The organism is Endozoicomonas ascidiicola (assembly GCF_001646945.1).
Classification (GTDB): domain Bacteria; phylum Pseudomonadota; class Gammaproteobacteria; order Pseudomonadales; family Endozoicomonadaceae; genus Endozoicomonas; species Endozoicomonas ascidiicola.
The window spans coordinates 37558-55466 of record NZ_LUTV01000004.1 but is presented as its reverse complement, the minus strand read 5'-3'; the positions used below and the strand labels follow the sequence as shown (position 1 = coordinate 55466).

At 46.8% G+C, this 17909-nt stretch carries 15 protein-coding genes; 11 read left to right on the top strand and 4 right to left on the bottom strand.

Going from position 1 to position 17909, the window contains the following annotated elements:
* Positions 1-233: 233 nt before the first annotated feature.
* Positions 234-380 (top strand): hypothetical protein, encoded by a 147-nt coding sequence (locus tag AKL11_RS25135; RefSeq protein ID WP_157673515.1) that lies wholly within the window; start codon positions 234-236, stop codon positions 378-380.
* A 119-nt stretch (positions 381-499) separates the two neighbouring features.
* On the opposite strand, the gene AKL11_RS11095 is transcribed toward AKL11_RS25135, so the two are convergent.
* On the bottom strand, positions 500-1159 hold the full coding sequence (locus AKL11_RS11095; RefSeq protein ID WP_067517415.1) for a 7-cyano-7-deazaguanine/7-aminomethyl-7-deazaguanine transporter: 660 nt from the start codon (positions 1157-1159) through the stop codon (positions 500-502).
* 278 nt (positions 1160-1437) lie between these two features.
* On the opposite strand from AKL11_RS11095, the gene AKL11_RS11090 reads away from it, so the two are divergent.
* Complete coding sequence (locus AKL11_RS11090; protein WP_157673514.1) at positions 1438-3759, top strand: penicillin acylase family protein; 2322 nt, start codon at positions 1438-1440, stop codon at positions 3757-3759.
* Here the strand turns inward: AKL11_RS11090 and AKL11_RS11085 are convergent.
* From AKL11_RS11085 to AKL11_RS11075, 3 genes are all read right to left on the bottom strand, one after another.
* Positions 3756-5009, bottom strand: coding sequence for an MFS transporter (locus AKL11_RS11085; protein ID WP_067517411.1), 1254 nt, complete (start codon positions 5007-5009; stop codon positions 3756-3758). The two genes, AKL11_RS11090 and AKL11_RS11085, sit on opposite strands and share 4 nt — an antisense overlap.
* Positions 5010-5155: 146 nt before the next feature.
* Positions 5156-6391 (bottom strand): flavodoxin-dependent (E)-4-hydroxy-3-methylbut-2-enyl-diphosphate synthase, encoded by a 1236-nt coding sequence (gene ispG / locus AKL11_RS11080; RefSeq protein ID WP_067517409.1) that lies wholly within the window; start codon positions 6389-6391, stop codon positions 5156-5158.
* A 139-nt stretch (positions 6392-6530) separates the two neighbouring features.
* Entirely contained in the window at positions 6531-8558 is a 2028-nt protein-coding gene (locus tag AKL11_RS11075; RefSeq protein WP_172807274.1) for a transglycosylase SLT domain-containing protein, read from the bottom strand.
* A gap of 265 nt (positions 8559-8823) precedes the next feature.
* Between AKL11_RS11075 and AKL11_RS11070 the strand changes: the two genes are divergently transcribed.
* The 9 genes from AKL11_RS11070 to alr all read left to right on the top strand — a co-directional run bounded on the left by AKL11_RS11070 (position 8824) and on the right by alr (position 17902).
* Complete coding sequence (locus AKL11_RS11070) at positions 8824-9006, top strand: type II toxin-antitoxin system RelB/DinJ family antitoxin (protein WP_067517405.1); 183 nt, start codon at positions 8824-8826, stop codon at positions 9004-9006.
* A gap of 4 nt (positions 9007-9010) precedes the next feature.
* Positions 9011-9325, top strand: a complete 315-nt coding sequence (locus AKL11_RS11065; protein ID WP_067517403.1) for a Rieske (2Fe-2S) protein — start codon at positions 9011-9013, stop codon at positions 9323-9325.
* Between the two features lie 88 nt (positions 9326-9413).
* Entirely contained in the window at positions 9414-10361 is a 948-nt protein-coding gene (locus AKL11_RS11060; protein ID WP_172807273.1) for a CBS domain-containing protein, read from the top strand.
* A gap of 94 nt (positions 10362-10455) precedes the next feature.
* Positions 10456-11007 carry a BPSL1445 family SYLF domain-containing lipoprotein gene (locus tag AKL11_RS11055; protein ID WP_067517399.1) on the top strand — a complete coding sequence of 184 codons (552 nt, stop codon included), beginning with the start codon at positions 10456-10458 and terminating at the stop codon, positions 11005-11007.
* A gap of 359 nt (positions 11008-11366) precedes the next feature.
* Positions 11367-13235, top strand: a complete 1869-nt coding sequence (locus AKL11_RS11050; RefSeq protein ID WP_172807272.1) for a hypothetical protein — start codon at positions 11367-11369, stop codon at positions 13233-13235.
* A gap of 120 nt (positions 13236-13355) precedes the next feature.
* Positions 13356-14147, top strand: a complete 792-nt coding sequence (locus AKL11_RS11045; RefSeq protein WP_067517395.1) for a hypothetical protein — start codon at positions 13356-13358, stop codon at positions 14145-14147.
* On the top strand, positions 14144-15589 hold the full coding sequence (locus AKL11_RS11040; protein WP_067517393.1) for a YcjX family protein: 1446 nt from the start codon (positions 14144-14146) through the stop codon (positions 15587-15589). Before AKL11_RS11045 ends, AKL11_RS11040 begins: the two co-directional genes overlap by 4 nt.
* Entirely contained in the window at positions 15589-16575 is a 987-nt protein-coding gene (locus AKL11_RS11035) for a TIGR01620 family protein (protein WP_067517391.1), read from the top strand. Before AKL11_RS11040 ends, AKL11_RS11035 begins: the two co-directional genes overlap by 1 nt.
* 208 nt (positions 16576-16783) lie before the next feature.
* Positions 16784-17902, top strand: a complete 1119-nt coding sequence (gene alr, locus AKL11_RS11030) for an alanine racemase (RefSeq protein WP_067517389.1) — start codon at positions 16784-16786, stop codon at positions 17900-17902.
* The last annotated feature ends 7 nt before the right edge of the window (positions 17903-17909 follow it).

Here is a 17909-nt window from a genome sequence, read left to right as displayed (position 1 = left end):
ATCTATAAAGTTATGTATGCACATTCCTTCACAGCGGGGATCCGGTACAGTATCGATATAGGTAACCAGTGTATTCTGTTGTAGAGTTTGCATAGCGAACATCTCTGAACCGATACACTATCTAAGCGACAGATACAGTATTATTCAAATTGGTTACTGAAAATAATAAGGAACTTTAGTACCTAGTTGATGCGTAAGCCCTGGAATTACTGAAGATAGATAAAGAAATATTGATGAAGCTGAAAGCATATCTGGATTCAGGGCAAACAATTGATGGTCATCTTCAGCATGAGTTCTTCAAAGCTATCAATATTGAACACATTACGGATAAAGATAAGGCCATACTATTTAATAGCCTTGAGAAAGTAAGGTTGAGATAGACATAAGATTTTGCGTTGAAGAGAGCGCCAGAATTAACGTAAAGTTGTCAAACAGCTAATGGTGATAAAAGTTAGCAGGGATTCAGTATTAAAAAGCCCCTTTTCAGGGGCTTTTTAAATTAAGCAGTTTGTTGGGCTGACATATTAATGGGCATTTTCAGTTTATTGACCAAAAAGTTCAGCAAAATACCGTACATTGGCAGGAAGAACAGCATACTGATTGCTAGCTTATAGCCATAGTCAACCAACGCAATTTCCATCCAATGCTCAGCCATAAACGGATCAGCCGAACCTGCAAAAGCCAAGCTGAAGAAGCTCAAAGTATCGATAAAGTTACCGGCAACGGTAGAGCAGGCGGGCGCCACCCACCAAACGGCATTTTGACGCAGGCGGTTAAAAACCGTGATGTCCATCACCTGCCCAATCAGGTAAGCGGCAAAACTGGCCACTGCTATGCGGGCAACAAACACATTAAACTCTGCAAGACTTCCCAGCCCCATAAAACTGCCTTCAACAAACAGAACGGAAACCACATAAGAGATCAGCAGTCCGGGGAACATAGAGAGGAAAATAATTCGCCGAGCTTGCTCAGAACCATAAATGCGAACCGTCAAATCTGTCGCCAGGAAGATAAACGGGAAGGTAAACGCGCCCCAAGTGGTGTGCATTCCAAGGAACTGAAATGGAATTTGTACGAGATAGTTACTGGCGGTAATCGTAATAACGTGGAATAACGACAGTAAAAATAAAATGTTCAGATTGCGAGTGCTGGTTAGCATTACAAATCCTTTTTGATAGAGGTGAGGGAACTCGGGCATCCTGGACGCCTTAAAACAGCGCAACATTCTACTGATTGTTGGTCATCAGGGCAAAATGAAAAATACTCACAGGGCATCGGTTAAAATTGAATGTTGCCTGAAGCATGCTTTCGATGGAGACTGAGTGGATGATATTTAGCCGTCAGTACAATAACGATAATGGAGTGGTTCAATGTTAGTTTGGTTCCGGAGGGGATTTTTTTTTTCTGATAGCCCTCGCTTTCATTAGTATTCTAACCGTGTTTGTTCTTTTGTATCAGAGTTTGCCTCTGCTTGATGGTGAAGTGAAAGTTCCAGGCTTAGCCGCTGCCGTATTTATTGATCGTGATGATCAGGGCACGCCACTGATTTCAGGCAGTAACCGAAGAGATGTGGCCTTTGCTATCGGTTATCTACACGCTCAGGATCGCTTCTTTCAGATGGATTTGAATCGAAGAAATTCGGCAGGTGAGTTGTCTGAACTGGTCGGCGGAATGGCTCTGGAACATGATAAACGACAGCGGAAGCATCGATTTCGCCAAGTTGCCCGTAAGTCGGTCGAGCAGGCAACGGCGGAGCAAAAGGCACTATTGAATGCTTATGCCCGTGGAGTTAATCAAGGCATCAATGACCTCGGACAAAAACCGTTTGAATACATGCTGCTTGGTGTAGAGCCTGAGTTATGGAAGCCAGAAGATACCTTCCTGACTGTATTCAGTATGTACATGGACCTAAACGACAATGAGGTGAAGCTGGATAACCTTAAAGGCTATCTCAGTCGTGTAACCTCACCAGTGGTTATTGATTTTCTCTCACCACTGAAAACTCGATGGGATTCACCTATGCAACCGGGCGTTCTGCCGGATGTTCCAACCCCCGGGCCAGAACTGGTTAATCTTCGAAATAATGACACCAGCTTGTACAGCAAGCTCAGTGGTACACTCACTGAAGATCAAATGATTGGTAGTAATAACTGGGCGGTGTCCGGAGCATTGACCGCCCACGGCGGTGCGATTGTGCAGGATGACATGCATTTAAGTCACCGGGTGCCTACTATCTGGTATCGAGCTTCACTCAACTACCCACACCCGAAGAATCCTCAGGAAAAAATAAACGTCACTGGTGTTACGCTGCCCGGAACCCCCTTAGTGGTGGTTGGTAGTAATAGCCATGTTGCCTGGGGCTTTACCAATACGGCCGGTGACTGGGTTGATCTTGTGGAGCTGGAAATCCTTAATAATCAATACATGACCAATGAGGGGAGTAAACCACTAGAGAATTGGACGGAGACAATAAACGTCAAAGGTCAGGATCCAGTCAAGGTTAACTATACCGGTACTCATTGGGGGCCAGTGATTGACTCTGCCTATGATAATACTCAATACGCTCTGCGCTGGACTGCGCATTCGCCTGAGGCGACCAATGTAAATCTGGTCAATCTGGAATTGGTAGAGAATGTTGAAGAAGGCATGGCTGTTGCCAATAGCAGCGGTATACCTCCTCAGAATTTCACCGCTGGTGATCGCCATGGCAACATTGGCTGGACAGTGGCAGGGCAGATACCTAATCGCTCAGGCATTGACTCTACATATCCACTGCCCTGGCAGAAGGCAGATGAAAATTGGCTTGGCTGGTTGGCTCCTGAGGAATATCCAAAGGTATACAATCCCGGAAGTCATCAGGTTTGGACGGCCAATGCCCGCATCGTCAGCGGTGAGGATTATAACAAAATGGGCAATGGTGGTTACGCTCTTGGCCCACGGCAAATGCAGATCCGCGATGCGCTGCTGGCGCTAGATAGTGCTGATGAGCAAGCCATGCTCGATATCGCTCTGGATTACAGGGCGGTTTACATGGATAACTGGCGTCGTTTAATTTTGGAAACTCTGACACCCGCTGTTAAAGAAGGGAATCTGGCTCGCCAGCGGTTTTATGATTATGTGGATAACTGGTCAGGCAAAGCATCGGTTGATGATGTGGGTTACCGGTTGGTGCGGGAATTCAATGATGCTTTGAAGCTGAAGATAGTGTCTGCGTTGGGCCGCTACTTTTTAGCATTATCATCAGAAGCAAAAAGCAATGTGGATGACGGCTATATGCAAAAGCTGAACCATGAAACAGAAATGGTTTGGCGCCTTCTTGATGAAAGGCCTATGAACTGGTTGAGCCCTGAATATGAAAATTGGGATGAGTTATTGGTAGAAACGGTGGACGAGGTCATCGCAGATTTAGGCGGTATTGAAAAGTTGGCAACGTCAACCTGGGGTGAGAGAAATACCGCTGATATCCGTCATCCACTAAGTAACGCTATTCCTGTATTCGGCAAGCTGTTAAATATGCCTGCAGTTCCATTAAACGGCGATGTCTGGATGCCAAGAGCGCAGCGTGCCAGTCAAGGAGCTTCTGAAAGAATGGTGGTGGCTCCCGGACGTGAGAGTGACGCTATTTTTCATATGCCGGGAGGCCAAAGTGGGCATCCATTATCGCCTTTCTTCCGGACTGGTTATATGGACTGGGTTGATGGCAAGCAGAGCCCATTCTTACCTGGAAAGGTGAGCCATACGTTAATGCTGAAGCCTTAAACTTCAGCAAGCTGGTCTTGATAACGGTCTCGCCAATTAAAGGACAGTGTTAGTAGAATAAAACTGGCGACTGCTGGCAAAATGCCCGGCGCTAACAACCAACCATGAGAACAGAGCCATTCAAGTGCGAGAGGAGTGGCTCCTCCAAACAGACAAAAAGCCAGATTGTGACTGAAAGCCACGCCACTGAAGCGAGCTTCGATTGGAAAAAGCTCCACCATAGAGGCTTCGTATACGCCATTCACCATAGCCAGCGAAATCACCAGCGGTATGAACGCCAAGGCCGTTGGAATACTGCCTTGCGAAAAGAAATATATGGATATGGGTGCCACCAGTGTCATGAGTACAGCACCAAGTCGTATCATTGGAATGCGACCAGTCCAGTCAGAGATCACCGCGAAGATAAAGCAACAGATAGCCAGCGCTGAAAACAGGAAGAAACTGATGGATGCCCATGAGAATGGTTGTGGGGCATATTCCTTGAGGTACCTTGGCATAAAGAAGAGTACAGATACGGTAACAGCGGGAACCGCAGCCAGGCTCACACCTTGAACCAGTTGCAGTCGATAATGTTTGATGAGCGCAATGATAGGGACGACCGTTTGATTTTTTTGTTGCAGTGACTCAAAGACGGGCGTTTCTGTCAGTTTGTATCTTAGCCATAGGCTGAGTAAGCCGATCATTGAGCCCGCAGCAAAAGGTAATCTCCATGCCCAGTCATTGACTGCAGCCTCACCAAATTGCTGATGGATCAACCAAACCACACCGCTGGCAAGGATGTTGCCGAACGTGACGCCAAAGATGATCAAACCCGTGACCAGCCCCCGGCGATTATTCTGAGAAAACTCTGATGCGTAAACAACAGAGCCCGGTATCTCGCCGCCAAGTGAGGCTCCTTGAAGCACCCGAAGACAGAATAAGAGGATCGGTGCCAAATCGCCCAGCGTATCAAACCCAGGTAGTAGAGCTATGCCCAAAGTACTCAAAGACATGAGTACCATGGAATTCATGTAATAAGGCTTTCGCCCATAACGATCGCCGAAGTGGCTGTAAATAAAACCGCCAACAAAACGAGCGATATAGCCGGCAAAAAAGACAATCAGCACCGGCATGATGTTGCCCATGCTGGAAGCCGAAGGGAAAAAATTGTTTGATATAGCGCTGGCTAGAAAAATGAGCAGGGTGAAATCGTAAAATTCCAAGGTTGCGCTGAGAGTCGTTACCAGTCTGAGACGAAGGGCTAAGTTCATAGATATGCCTGTTCTTATTGATGAGTTGTCATATCAAACAATGACCACAAAGACAGTTTTGAACTTAGTATCGAAGTGCTTTTTGTCAAATGGGGGGCGTGAAAACTGAACCATAGAGTTATGAAAATAGCTCTATGGTAGTGAGATCAATGGCTGGCAATCAGCTCTTTTCGTGAGGCATAGGTTTTCTGAACATAGTCTTCGATCAGCTGCTTATACTCATCAGCAATATGTTCGCCTTTGAGGGTAGTGAACTTTTCACCGTCAACAAAAACCGGCGCAGAAGGCGCTTCGCCAGTGCCAGGCAAGCTGATACCAATATTGGCATGTTTGCTTTCACCAGGGCCGTTGACGATACAACCCATAACCGCAACCTTCATGTTCTCAACGCCTACATATTGAGAGCGCCAGCTCACCATTTTGCTGCGCAGAAAGGTGTCTACTTCATCGGTGAGCACCCGGAAGAAGGTGCTGGTTGTTCGACCACAGCCAGGACAAGCCGTGACTTCTGGGGAGAAGCTGCGTACATCCAGTGCCTGAAGGATTTGCTGAGAAACGATGACTTCTTTATCACGGCTGGCATTTGGCTCAGGCGTTAAGGAGGTACGAATCGTGTTACCGATACCCTGCTGAAGCAGAATGCCCATGGCAACACTGGAAGCCACAATGCCTTTACTGCCCATGCCGGCTTCAGTCAGGCCAAGGTGCAGTGCGTATTCGCAACGATCTGCCAGCATCTGATAAACGCGGATCAACCCCTGAACCCTTGAAACTTTGCAGGAAATAACAATCTTGTCAGCGCCTAAACCACGAGCCACGGCGGCATCCGCACTCTGGAGCGCAGAAACGACCAGTGCTTCTTGAAGGATTTCTTCCGAAGGTTTTGGGTTGGCTGACTTGGCGTTATCATCCATCATCTTGGTGGAGAGCTCTTTATCAAGGCTGCCCCAGTTAACGCCGATTCGAACCGGTTTGTTGTATTTGATAGCCACATCAATCATGGCGTTAAAGCGATCGTCTTTTTTGTTGCCAAAACCAACATTGCCGGGGTTAATGCGATATTTGTGCAGCAGTCGGGCAGCTTCATCGTACTTGGTCAGGAGAAGATGGCCGTTGTAGTGGAAGTCCCCAACAATCGGTACGTTACAGTTGAGTTTGGCCAACCCTTCATAAATAGCGGGAATAGCCGCAGCGGCCTCTTCACTGTTGACCGTGATACGCACCATCTCAGAGCCGGCATCAGCCAGAAGCTTGATCTGATCAATAGTTTTTTGGACATCCGCTGTGTCAGTGTCAGTCATGGATTGAACAACAACGGGCGCGTCACCGCCGATGGTGATATGACCAACCTGAACAGCGTGGGTCTTACGACGTCTGTCCATAAACCTTGTTCTCCCGTTATTAAATGAATAGCCAAAACAGCATGGGTAAAGGGCTTCGCAGTGTATCAGAATGGTTTCTGTTGTCCTGCCATATTAACCGAACCATTTTATACCCATAGTTTATAAAGGTGCAGACTTATCACGGTTTCTGCTGATCACGCTGAGCAATAAAGGGCGATGCATTAAGGTTTAGACTCAAGGAAGAAACCTCTGTTGATGAGAACATTCGTACAGGCTGATTGCCCATCTGACTGTATATCACCCGAAAAGCCATGACATTCTGCACATACTTACGGGTTTCATCGTAAGGAATGGTTTCAATCCAGATATCCAGTGGCAAATGCCCTCTCTGTCTAAGCCAGCGGTTAACCGCGGTACTCCCTGCATTATACGCCGCAGTAGCGAGTATCCGACTGTTATCAAACCGCTTTGACAGCCAACCAAGGTGAGTAGTTCCCAAGGCAATGTTCATTTCAGGTTTATAGAGCTCAGAGTTTTTTCTGTAAGTAATGCCTGCTTGCTTTGCCGCCTGTTTCGCAGTGGCTGGCATGAGCTGCATCAGCCCCATGGCACCAGCATGGGAACGAGCCCGGGGATGAAAAGCGCTTTCCTGGCGGGCAATGGCCACCACCCATGGGTAATCCAGATCATTTTTACTGGCATGATGGTTGAACAGGTTGGATTCTGGCGCAGGGAAACGAAGATCCAAATCGTCCCAGAGTTTTGCTCTGGCTGCGGACATAATTGCCTGAAAATGCCATTGCCACTGTTGTGCCAGATAAGGAATCATGGCTTTCTGACTGTCTGTTAACCCCGGGGTGATTCGGTTTAACTCCGATTGTGCAGAGTAAAACCGTTTGTGGTAAGTCCACTCTCTGATGCGCTTGAGACCCGGATAGAATTGTTTTAGCTTTTGTATGTCCTGAGGGCGTATTTCATTGGATTGGTGATTAAGTTGGAAGGGGACTCCTTTTAAATCTGCCACCAAAAATGCATAAAAGCTGCGCTCTGAACTCAATGCATTTAAGGCGGGTGTCTTCAATTTATCAGTGCTACTGACGGTTGAGATAGCACTTTTACCTTTTCTGATATCTTCCAAAAATTGCAATTGAGCCACTTCTATCCAGTAGCGCCAGCGGCTTTCATTTTTTATGGCAGGGGGCAATTTTTCAATCAGCTTAATGACTTCCGTCCAATCCTGATTAGCCAGGGCATTGCGGATGCGCCATTCGGTCACTTCATGGTATTGAAAATCTGGATCAATTTTCGCACTGATGGCTTCGGCATCTGCACGGAAATTCTTCGTGGCCTTCAGGGCAATGCGCTGATCTACCCGGGCAGCTTCTTCCAGAGTAAATGGATGTTTTTCGCGAAGGGTGAGCCACGTTTTGATGGCGAGGTTGTAGTCCCTTGAGATCAGTTTTTTCATCCCGTGAAGCATGATGATGCGCTGATGTTCCAGTTCACCAATAAAGAAATGAGATGCGAGCACTCTTGGGTTTTTATCGATTTTCCAGAATAACCCTGTGGATGGTTTGAACACAGCGTCTGTGATTTTGTTATCCAGGTAGCGGGCAAGGGATAAATTATTCTGCTCTACAGCCATCCAGAACCGGGCGGTGATCAGGCTTTGTGTCAGCTCACCGGCGGATTTCCAGCTTTTAAACAGAGGGTCACAACTTTTATGTTGGGACTTTCCCGTTAGCCATAGAGATTTTGCTTCCCGCCATGCCTTTTCACGGAGGCCTAGTTCTTTCAGAGCAATGCCTTTGTAGCACTGATAACGACCACCATCGTCGTGGTGGTAAGCCTCAAGATAGGACTTCCACTGTTTTGTAGTTGCCAGGTGACGCAGCCATTGTCTATGCAGTTGATCGGTTTGTGGCAGGTTTGGGTGTTTATTGGAAAATCGATCCAGCTCTCTCTGACTCAGGTTTCTTAAATTGCCAGAAAGATTAAGGTACTCAAGGTAAGGCGCCAGAGGGTAACTGCTGAGCTCTGTCTTATGCTTCCAGTAGGGACGGGTGTCTCCTTTCTTCAAAGCCCTTTCGACGGCAGTAAACAGGGAGCGCTGTTTGTCCAGCTCGTTAGCAACACTTGTCGGTACGACAAAAATCGAGGTGATTAGCCAAAAGCTAACCAGTCCTCTGAATAGAAAATTCAGCATAATATCAGGCTTCGAACTCCGAAAATCCATTTCAAAATTGAGTTAGCTTCCTGCTTAACTACCTATCTTATATTTGGCAGGGCATTATCAGTCAATCGGCAGATTCACAGACCGATGAACCCTGAGTGGACATAAATGCGCTTGAGCCATTGAGGGACGGGCGCTTGGCCAAGTGAGAAAAAATTATGAATTCTTATACCTTTACATCATAAAAAGTTTTACCAATAGTGGTTGATATAAAAATCGTACGCGGGAGATGTGATTCATGGCGAAAGAAACTACCGTCAGAGCAAGAATAGATGAAGAGTTAAAAGAGCAGGCAGAAGATATTCTGCGCAAGCTTGGGCTGACCACATCTCAGGCAATCAATCTCTACTTTAGCCAGATTGTATTGCAGCGGGGTATGCCCTTTGAGGTTCGCCTGCCAGAAGATACCAAAAAAGGGTGAATAAATGATTCGTTTGTGTGCAGTGAGTGATCTGGACGATCCTGGCAGTAAAGGCTTCCATAATGAACGGGGGCATCTTTTCGCTGTACGACAAGGGCAGCAAGTCTTTGTCTATGAAAACAGTTGCCCCCATTTTGGAATCAATCTTGAATGGCAGCCGGATCAGTTTCTGGATTCCGAAAAAAGGCTGATTCAATGTGCAACCCACGGCGCACAGTTTCTGATTGAAACGGGGGAGTGCATCGCAGGTCCCTGTCCGGGCGATCAGCTCACCAGTGTTCAGTGCGAAGTGCGGGATGGGGTTGTTTATCTTCCTTGAAGCTCATAAACCCTATCCATGCTCTTGATCAATAATCTATCAGGCACAATATGTAAGACTGGTAGAAATGATTAAAAAGAGACGGACCATGAACCTGGACCAGAATCAATTGATTGCCGACGTCATGCGCAACAGTGTTGCCGGTCAGATCGAAGCTCTGAAAGCACTGGAAAGCCGGATTAACGGCAGCTTTAACGCCGCGCTTGAAGTACTTGCCGAGTGTCGTGGGCGCGCCATCATGTTTGGTATGAAGCAGTCCGGGCTGGTGGGCCAGAAAATGGCAGACACACTTTATGCGACAGGCGTGTCCACCCACATTCTAAACGCTGCAGAAACCTGGGAAGAAAATCTCAGCATGATCGGGCCTGGTGATGTGATCATCATGCTCTCTTACAGCGGCAAAACAGAAGAGTTGCTTCGCCTCTATCCTGCCATTCGTGCAATGGGGAATAAAGTGATCGCCATCACCGGTGATCCTGCTGGCTCTGTGGCAAAACAGGCTGATATCGTGCTGGATGCCAGTGTGGTGGAAAGTCGTGAAGATCGGGAGCAGGCGCCAACCACGTACACCACGGTTCTTTTGGCGATTGGTGACTTATTGGCGGAAACGTTGATTCGTCGTCGTATGTTTAGTTCACCTGAAGCGCAGCAGAGTGATCAGAAGATGGTCTGGGTGCGTGATGTGATGCAACGGAGTGAACTGGCGACGGTATCTCTAGATGCCAGCCTGCGTGAAGTTATGCAAACGATGACCTCTCACCGCACCAATTTGTGTCTGGTTATGGATGGCGAATTATTGTGCGGCATTATCACCGATGGCGATTTACGCAGAAACCTTGCCGGTGTTGAGAGTTTGCAAGGCATTAGCGCCCGAACCATTATGAACGGTGCACCAATTTGTGTGCAGGAAAAAGTCAGCGCTGATGAGGCTCGCCTGCTGATGAAAGAGCATGGCTTGCACACACTTCTGGTTAAAGATCATGATCAGAAGCTGGTTGGTTTGTTGACGATTGGGGATTTGATAAACGTGGTTTAACGCCCGTCATTATAATAACCAATGGTTGTCTTCAGGTTTCTTGCCTGCTGATAATGCTATCCTTTAATGGGAAAATTCAGCAGGTAAGTCGAACATGCAGATTCAAGCCCGAGCACTATTGGCATTATTTTTTGCCGTCACAATGATGTTACCGGTGTTGCATGCAGAGGCCGCATCCAAACAGGAGTTAGATGCCAATGTTAAGGCAACACTGAGCAAACTCTACAAAGAAAGGCCTGCCGCCAGAGAACTGGGCAAAAAGGCACGAGGCATTCTGGTATTTCCGAATGTGGTGAAAGGCGGCATTGGTATTGGTGGTGAGTACGGTGAAGGTGCCATGTTGATTGGTCATCGTATCGATGCCTACTACCGAACTATCTCTGCATCTATAGGCTTCCAACTGGGGGCTCAGGCTCGTTCCCAGGTCATCATGTTTATGACATCTTCTGCGTTGAACAAATTCCTGAACAGTCAGGGGTGGGAAGCGGGTGTTGATGGCAGTGTTGCCATTGCCGAGTTTGGTGCTGGTGGCTCCATCACCACGGAAACGGCAAAAGCACCGATTATTGGTTTTATTCTGGACAGCAAAGGTTTGATGTATAACCTGACGCTGGAAGGCTCAAAAATCAGTAGGATTGATAAATAAAGTCTACTTTCCACAAGATGGTTGGTAAAACTAACCATCTTGTTAGGCCTCTGGCTCTTAGAATTCACTATATTCCCAGATTCATACTAAAGCGTTAGGGGATAATGTTGTTTACTATAGGCGATTCTTTCTTTCATTATCCCCCAGTGGTTGCACTAAATACTGGCCCCTCGATGCTCCGCTTCCTTCCTGCGGTGCGCTACAGTCCATACCCTCCAAGAGAAGCAAAGAGCCCTGTTCGCTTGAATGCTCGGTTGATAAGTGAGTGTGTTTTTCAGCCTTGGACAAGAATTAGACAGCTTTCAGTGATCAGGATTGGTTTAACAGAGGCACCGGGTTTAGGTGATCAATCTGCGTCCTTGAGCATTATTCGCAGTCTTAAGCAGTTAGGGTTTGCCGGCTCCGTTGAATTGGTGTTAAAAGCTGAAGCAGGTGAGTGGGAAGAGTTCAGGAATAAGTTACAGCAACTGTTGCCGAGCTATGATGCTAATGGCAAACCAGTACAGTTTATTACGTACTCAGGTGTTGAATGTATATGTGTACCACATCACTTACTGCATCTGTACAGTGATGTTTTTAATCGACCCTTGCTGCAGCCTCTTGGTATGTGGCCTATGAATAGCGATAGATCCGTTCTTAAGAGTAGCTTTGCCCTTGTTATTCCGCCTTTTAGCTGGCATCAAACTCAAGCTAGGCTTGAACGTCCTGATAATGAGGTTCATGTAATTCGTAGGTCAGCTCTGGCAAACTATCAAACCAAGTATCAGTGTAATGAGGCAGCAGCCCGGAAGTCGATCTGCAATGATTCAAGAGTTGATAGTTTATTCAGGGTTATCGAAGAGAGTCGTCGATCCGATTGTCACCTTTTGCCAGTGTATGGTCTTCACCACCACAACATTGAACCTTTCCACGAAGTAGTAATTAGTCGTCTGATACAGGGTATTAAACAAAGTCACTTGAAGACTTCAGAAAAAACAATAATGCTTATTATGAGCTCTCTGGATAATCTGGATGATATTCAGGAAGTAGTATCAAATGTTAAAGGTGGGCGCTTTTGCAATTTGCACGATGAAAGCTGGCATCCGAATTCAGGAGTGATAGTGGATGTTGTCTACTCTGGCAGTGTTCCTCAATCATTCTTTGAGTGGGTTTGTTATAGTGCGGATCGGCCTCTTGTCCAGGAGGGTGCAAATACAGCCAGCTTCATGGGTTTTAATGGAAAACCTTATATTCCTTTAATGCCAGATGGAGACACGCATCTTCCCGTACACCATGATCCGCTGGCATACCAGGAAAGAGGGAGAATAGAGCAACTTGGATTGAGTTTAACGAAGGGCGGCTCATTAAACAGCACCTATCTACAAAGCTTCGGATTGTTTATGAAGCTTACCTCTGTTCTTTCTGCCAGCGCGAAATTAGAACTTGTAGAAAAAATATCGACAATGATTGGTCAGGGTTTTTTTTATGAGCAGGACTTTTTTGAGGCAGCGAATATCGCCATAAGTTACAGCTCTCAACCTCTAACTGCTTTGCAGAAAGATTGGCTGATACTGCTTAAAAATAATTATCAGAGTCTTAAAAAGGGTATTGTCCCAGCTGATCAAAAAAAGCAGCTAATATCCAAAGGCAAAATGCTGTTGCGTGATAACGTCAAACTGGAAAAACTCATTGCTTATCGAACGACAGGTATCGACTTGTCTTTGGTTCGTCGTTGTTTTCCTGAGCTGTCTCTACGACGGAGGTGTCACCCGCTAGTAGAGACTAATCATCTAATGGTTAAAGATTCCATTCCATATTCTCATGAAGATGTACAAAATTCACTTAATGATTTGTGCGTTCAATTGTCGTCATTGATACCCAAACTGTCTAAGCAGTTAAAGAGGGTTGATGCAGACCATATTGATTTATCAGAGATTTTTGCCAATGTTCAAGATTCTCCTTCAATGCAAGAGAAATTGGTTATGCATCTTGTTTTTGGCAATGAATCATACATTGCTGATATAGTACAGTTTCTAAAGCCAGTAGATGTGGATGGTGTTGAACTTGGTCAGTATCTGCGTGGGGAGTTTGGGAGTTATTATTTTTCAAAAGTTAAATATGCAATGCAGCTACCTGAAAATAATGCAGTACGATGTGCACTGGAGCAGTTAACAGAGCGTGACTGGACAATGATACTTAGGAGTAATCAACGTCACAATTACAGTCAGATATCAGATGTTTTGGTTTGATCGAATCTGCCCCGCAAAGTAGACTTCCAAAGTCGTTTCCTGCCTGCAGGAAGTCAGTTTTCGATTGCCTGGGGGGCAGTTGTGAGGAAGTCGTTTTTAGTATCTTGCAGGCAATTCGTATTGCCTGCCCTTTCAGTGCTGTTTGCGGCATTCTTTTCCAGTCATAGCGTCGCCGTTGAATGCTACAGCGAATCTCCGACCGTGATCGCCGGTGGCAATGTTTTCGATTATCAGGCTGCGCAACCTCTTTCTGGCAGCGAGCGTAAACATCTTCAAGCTTTTCTCAAAAAAATTGATCGAGACTGGCAAGGCTCAGCGTCTCGAATCGTCTGCGTGGGCAGTGAAACCAATGCAAGGCAGGCCATCAGAAACACCGAGCTGGCGTTGGAGATCGAAAGCGACCATCGTCGTGAAATGACGTTCAGAGCTGAAGTGTACGATCCGCAGAGAAGAGCTAGTTACAACGAAGGCTTCAGGCTATATCAATCAGATAACTTCCTCCGGATGGACAGTCGTGGACCCGATGGCAATATCGAAGTGATGAATATCACGGCCAATGAGCTGGTGTTTTTGCAGCGTTACTTTGTGCGCAAACCAAAACCACCAGAGCCTGAAAAGCCGGAAGATAAGCCAACTATTCTGCCAATCTTTCCAGACATGATTGAAAACTTATTGCCTTCTATTCAACCAGTAGATGAAGTAACCACTCTGCCAGTGGAAGAAGAAAAGCGAAAAAAACGTGAAAAGAGTGATCGGGAAGATGACTCGGAGCCCGAAGTTGAATACAGCCCGGGCGGTGTGCTCAATGAAGTGGTTCGCCATATTTCTCTGAAAGGGCGTACACTGGAAATAGATATTACGGTATACGCCAATGGTTATCTGGCATCGTCGGAGAAGTGGCAACTGAGATGAGTTCGATAAAAGGCAAGATCAAGACAACTCTGAAACAAAGTCAGGGTAAGGCTCGTGATCTTGCCAGATCGACGACAGAATCAGTAGAGGGTAATTTAGAGCGTCTGCTCAATAAGCGCATTACTCTGGGGGTCACCGGTTTTAGCGGCAGTGGAAAAACGACGCTGATCACCAGTCTTATCCATCAGCTGCAACACTTTCCTGAGGCACAACTGGCTGCCTTTCCTCCTGCTATTCAGGAACGCCTGTTAGGTGTTCAAATGTCTTCGTTGAATGGTTTGCCGTTATTTCCTTATCAACAGGGTATTGAAGCGCTAACCAAAGGTGGCTGGCCTGAAGCAACGCGACAGGAGTCGGGTTGTTTGCTGGAAATCAAATACCTTTCTCGCCCCGGCTTAATCAAACGACGAAAACCCGATATTGGGCGATTATTGCTGGAATTGAGAGATTATCCCGGTGAATGGCTGTTGGATTTACCCATGCTGGAGATGGATTACCAAACCTGGAGTCGTCAATGTTTCAGCTTGTTTGATGATGGTGTTCGTAAATCACTGGCGTCGGAGTTGATTGCCAAACTCCATGAGATCGATCCTCTACAGCCAATCGCTTCAGCAACACTACAGTGTATATGGCAAACCTATGTGACGTATCTGCAGCAATGCCAGCAGGCTGGTTTTTCCATGATTCAGCCGGGGCGCTGGTTGCACCTGACCCCGGAAGAAACAGAACAAACACTGCCGTTTATTCCACTTCCAGCACTTCATTCATTGAGTGCTGATCAGATAGCATCGGCACCGGATAATGCCTTGGTAAAAGTCTGCGAAAGGCATTACCAAAACTATCAAAAGAATTATATAAAGCCTTTTTACCGACAGACTTTCCAGAAGGTGGATCGTCAGCTGGTGCTGATTGACGCTGTACGCACTTTGAGTTCAGGGCAGCCAGTCTTTGATGATTTGAGGTACGCTCTGGCGCAGGCATTGCAGAGCTTTGACTATGGGCATAATGGTTTTTTGACCAGGCTCATCAGCCCAAAAATCGATCGGGTTGTGTTTGCTGCCACCAAAATTGACCAGGTTCTGTCGGATCAACATGAAGCGATTCGCAGCCTGACGGCCAATCTGGTTCAAGATGCAAAACGGCGAGCGACTTCTAACGCCATTGATATGCGCTGTGAGGCCGTTGCTGCTGTTCGATCATCCACCTGTGTCGAGTATCAAGGGCGGCAAGCGTTGCAGGGAGTTACGAATGATGGTCCGGGGATGTTACTGCATCCTGCAATTCCGGAAAAACTGCCCGAGCCTGATGATTGGGAAGCAATGAAAAGCTGGAAACTTCGTCGTTTATTACCGCCTCAGGGAATGCAGTTAACGGCGGGTGGCCGACTACCTCATATTCGTCTGGATAGCATTCTCAATGACTTGTTGGGAGATCGTTTTTAATGAGCGAAGAGAAAGACCCCTGGTTTATTCCGATATCAACGGAATCCCCTATTGAAACACCAGATTCGATCAGTGCTACGCTACCTGAGCCAATAGAAGTATTCCCAGAACTGGCTACCCGCTCACTTCGTCTTTTGAAAAGAGCGGTTATGGGTGTGCTTGCTCTGGTTGTTGTGTTGGTCACTTGGCAGAGTATTGAGCTGGTTCAGTTTCTCTATTCGTTTCACTGGTTTCCAGCGGTGCTTGCTTTAGCGTTGTTATTCACCCTGAGTGTTGTTACCGGCAAGGCGGTGATCGAGTTTTTCCTGTACCAGCGGGATTTCAAAAATATAGCAAAGCTGCAGGATGTATCGGAACAGGTGCGAACCCAACGTTCACAACGGTTAAAAACGGCATGGTCAGCAGAGCTTCAAAAGCTTTACCAGAATAAGCCTCAGCAAGTTGTTCTGGAGCAAGCGCTGGCGACAATGCCTGATTACAATGATGATCGTGAGATGCTGGCACACCTGGATAATCATTTTTTTCAGAAATTGGATCAACAAGCGCTTAATCTGATTTCAAATCATAGTCAGCAGGTGGCTTTGATGGTGGCACTCAGCCCCTTTGCTGCGCTGGATATGCTGTTGGCTTTATGGCGCAGTATCAGAATGCTGGATGAGATATGCCAGATTTACGGAATCCGCCCATCTCTGCCTGCGAGGCTTCATCTGATCAGAATGGTGCTCCGGCAAATGGCACTGGCCGGTGCAACGGATTTGTTGTCGGATCAGCTGGCTGATTTTACCTCTAACCGATTGCTGGGGCTGGTCAGTGGTCAGGTGGCCAGTGGCCTTGGTGTTGGCATCTATACTGCCAGAATTGGTCTTAGAGCGTTGGCATTGTGTCGTCCATTGCCGTTCAAGGAAGAACAGAAACCCGGTATTCGTCGTCTGGCGAAAAGTATTCTCTCCTCATTAGAATCCCGCTTCAAAAAAACCAGTGTGTAGGCACTGGTGCTTCCTCCATTGCTGAATCCCTCGTAAGACAATTTGTAGTTATATAAGAATAAGATGCTATGAGATCTATGGATAAATACGACTAAAGGGTATTATTTATGCATCTATATAATTTCGATAAACACATAAAGAGCTGATGGTTATTAATTGATAGGATGTCAGCTGTAAAAATTGTTCCCGGGGGGGAATCTCAAACAACATGGGACGACCAGCAAATGCAACGATAGATCTTGACGCACTTCGTCATAACTATCGAGTTGCTCAACAGCTGTCTGGTAATGGTCAGGCGATTGCTGTGGTCAAGGCGGATGCCTATGGTCACGGAGCGATCGCCTGTGCAACTGCGCTTGCAGATATCGCCAGTGGTTTTGCTGTCGCCTGTATTGAAGAGGCTCTTGAGTTGCGAGCCGCTGGTATTCGTCAGCCGGTACTGCTGCTGGAAGGTTTTTATGATGCAGTAGAGCTGAACAATATTGATGAGTATCAGTTGGATATTGTGATTCATCACCAATATCAGGTAGACGCTCTTCTGTCGTATACCTTCAAGAACCCGATTCGAGTCTGGTTGAAGATGGATTCCGGCATGGGGCGCGTAGGCTTTGCCCCGGAAGTCTATCGAAGTGTCTGGGAGCAGGTGAATAGTCATCAGAGTGTTCGAGATATTGTGCTGATGACGCACTTTGCCTGTGCGGATGAAGTAGAAAATGCCCACGCCCGTCACCAGCTTGAAACCTTCAATGAACACACCATGGGGTTACCTGGCGATCGTAGTTTGTGTAACTCTGCGGCACTGGTCGCTTTGTCGGAAGCCCGAGGGCAATGGAATCGACCAGGTCTGCTGCTTTACGGTGTTTCTCCGTTTCCAGAAAGCTGCAACGTATTACCAGAGCTAAAGCCGGTGATGGAGCTCAGCTCCGCAATTATCAGTATCAAAGAGGTTCCAGCAGGCAGCTCCGTAGGCTACGGCAGTCAGTGGATAGCCAGCCGTCCCACGCGCTTGGGTGTGGTTGCTATGGGTTATGCGGACGGTTACCCACGGCATGCAGCGAACGGCACACCGGTTCTTATCAATGGTCATAAAGTACCGCTGGTGGGGCGTGTTTCAATGGATATGTTGACGGTTGACTTAACCGGTGTCACAGATGTGAAGATTGGCGATCGTTCGGTTCTATGGGGAAAGGGATTATCTATCAATGAAGTGGCAGAAGGCGCTAATACGATTCCTTATCAACTGCTGTGTAACTTAAATCGTGTGCCTGTTCACTACAATGAAGAGCTGGAGCGCGCACTCTCTAATAGTGATAGTTTGGCAGTGTAGTGTGCTT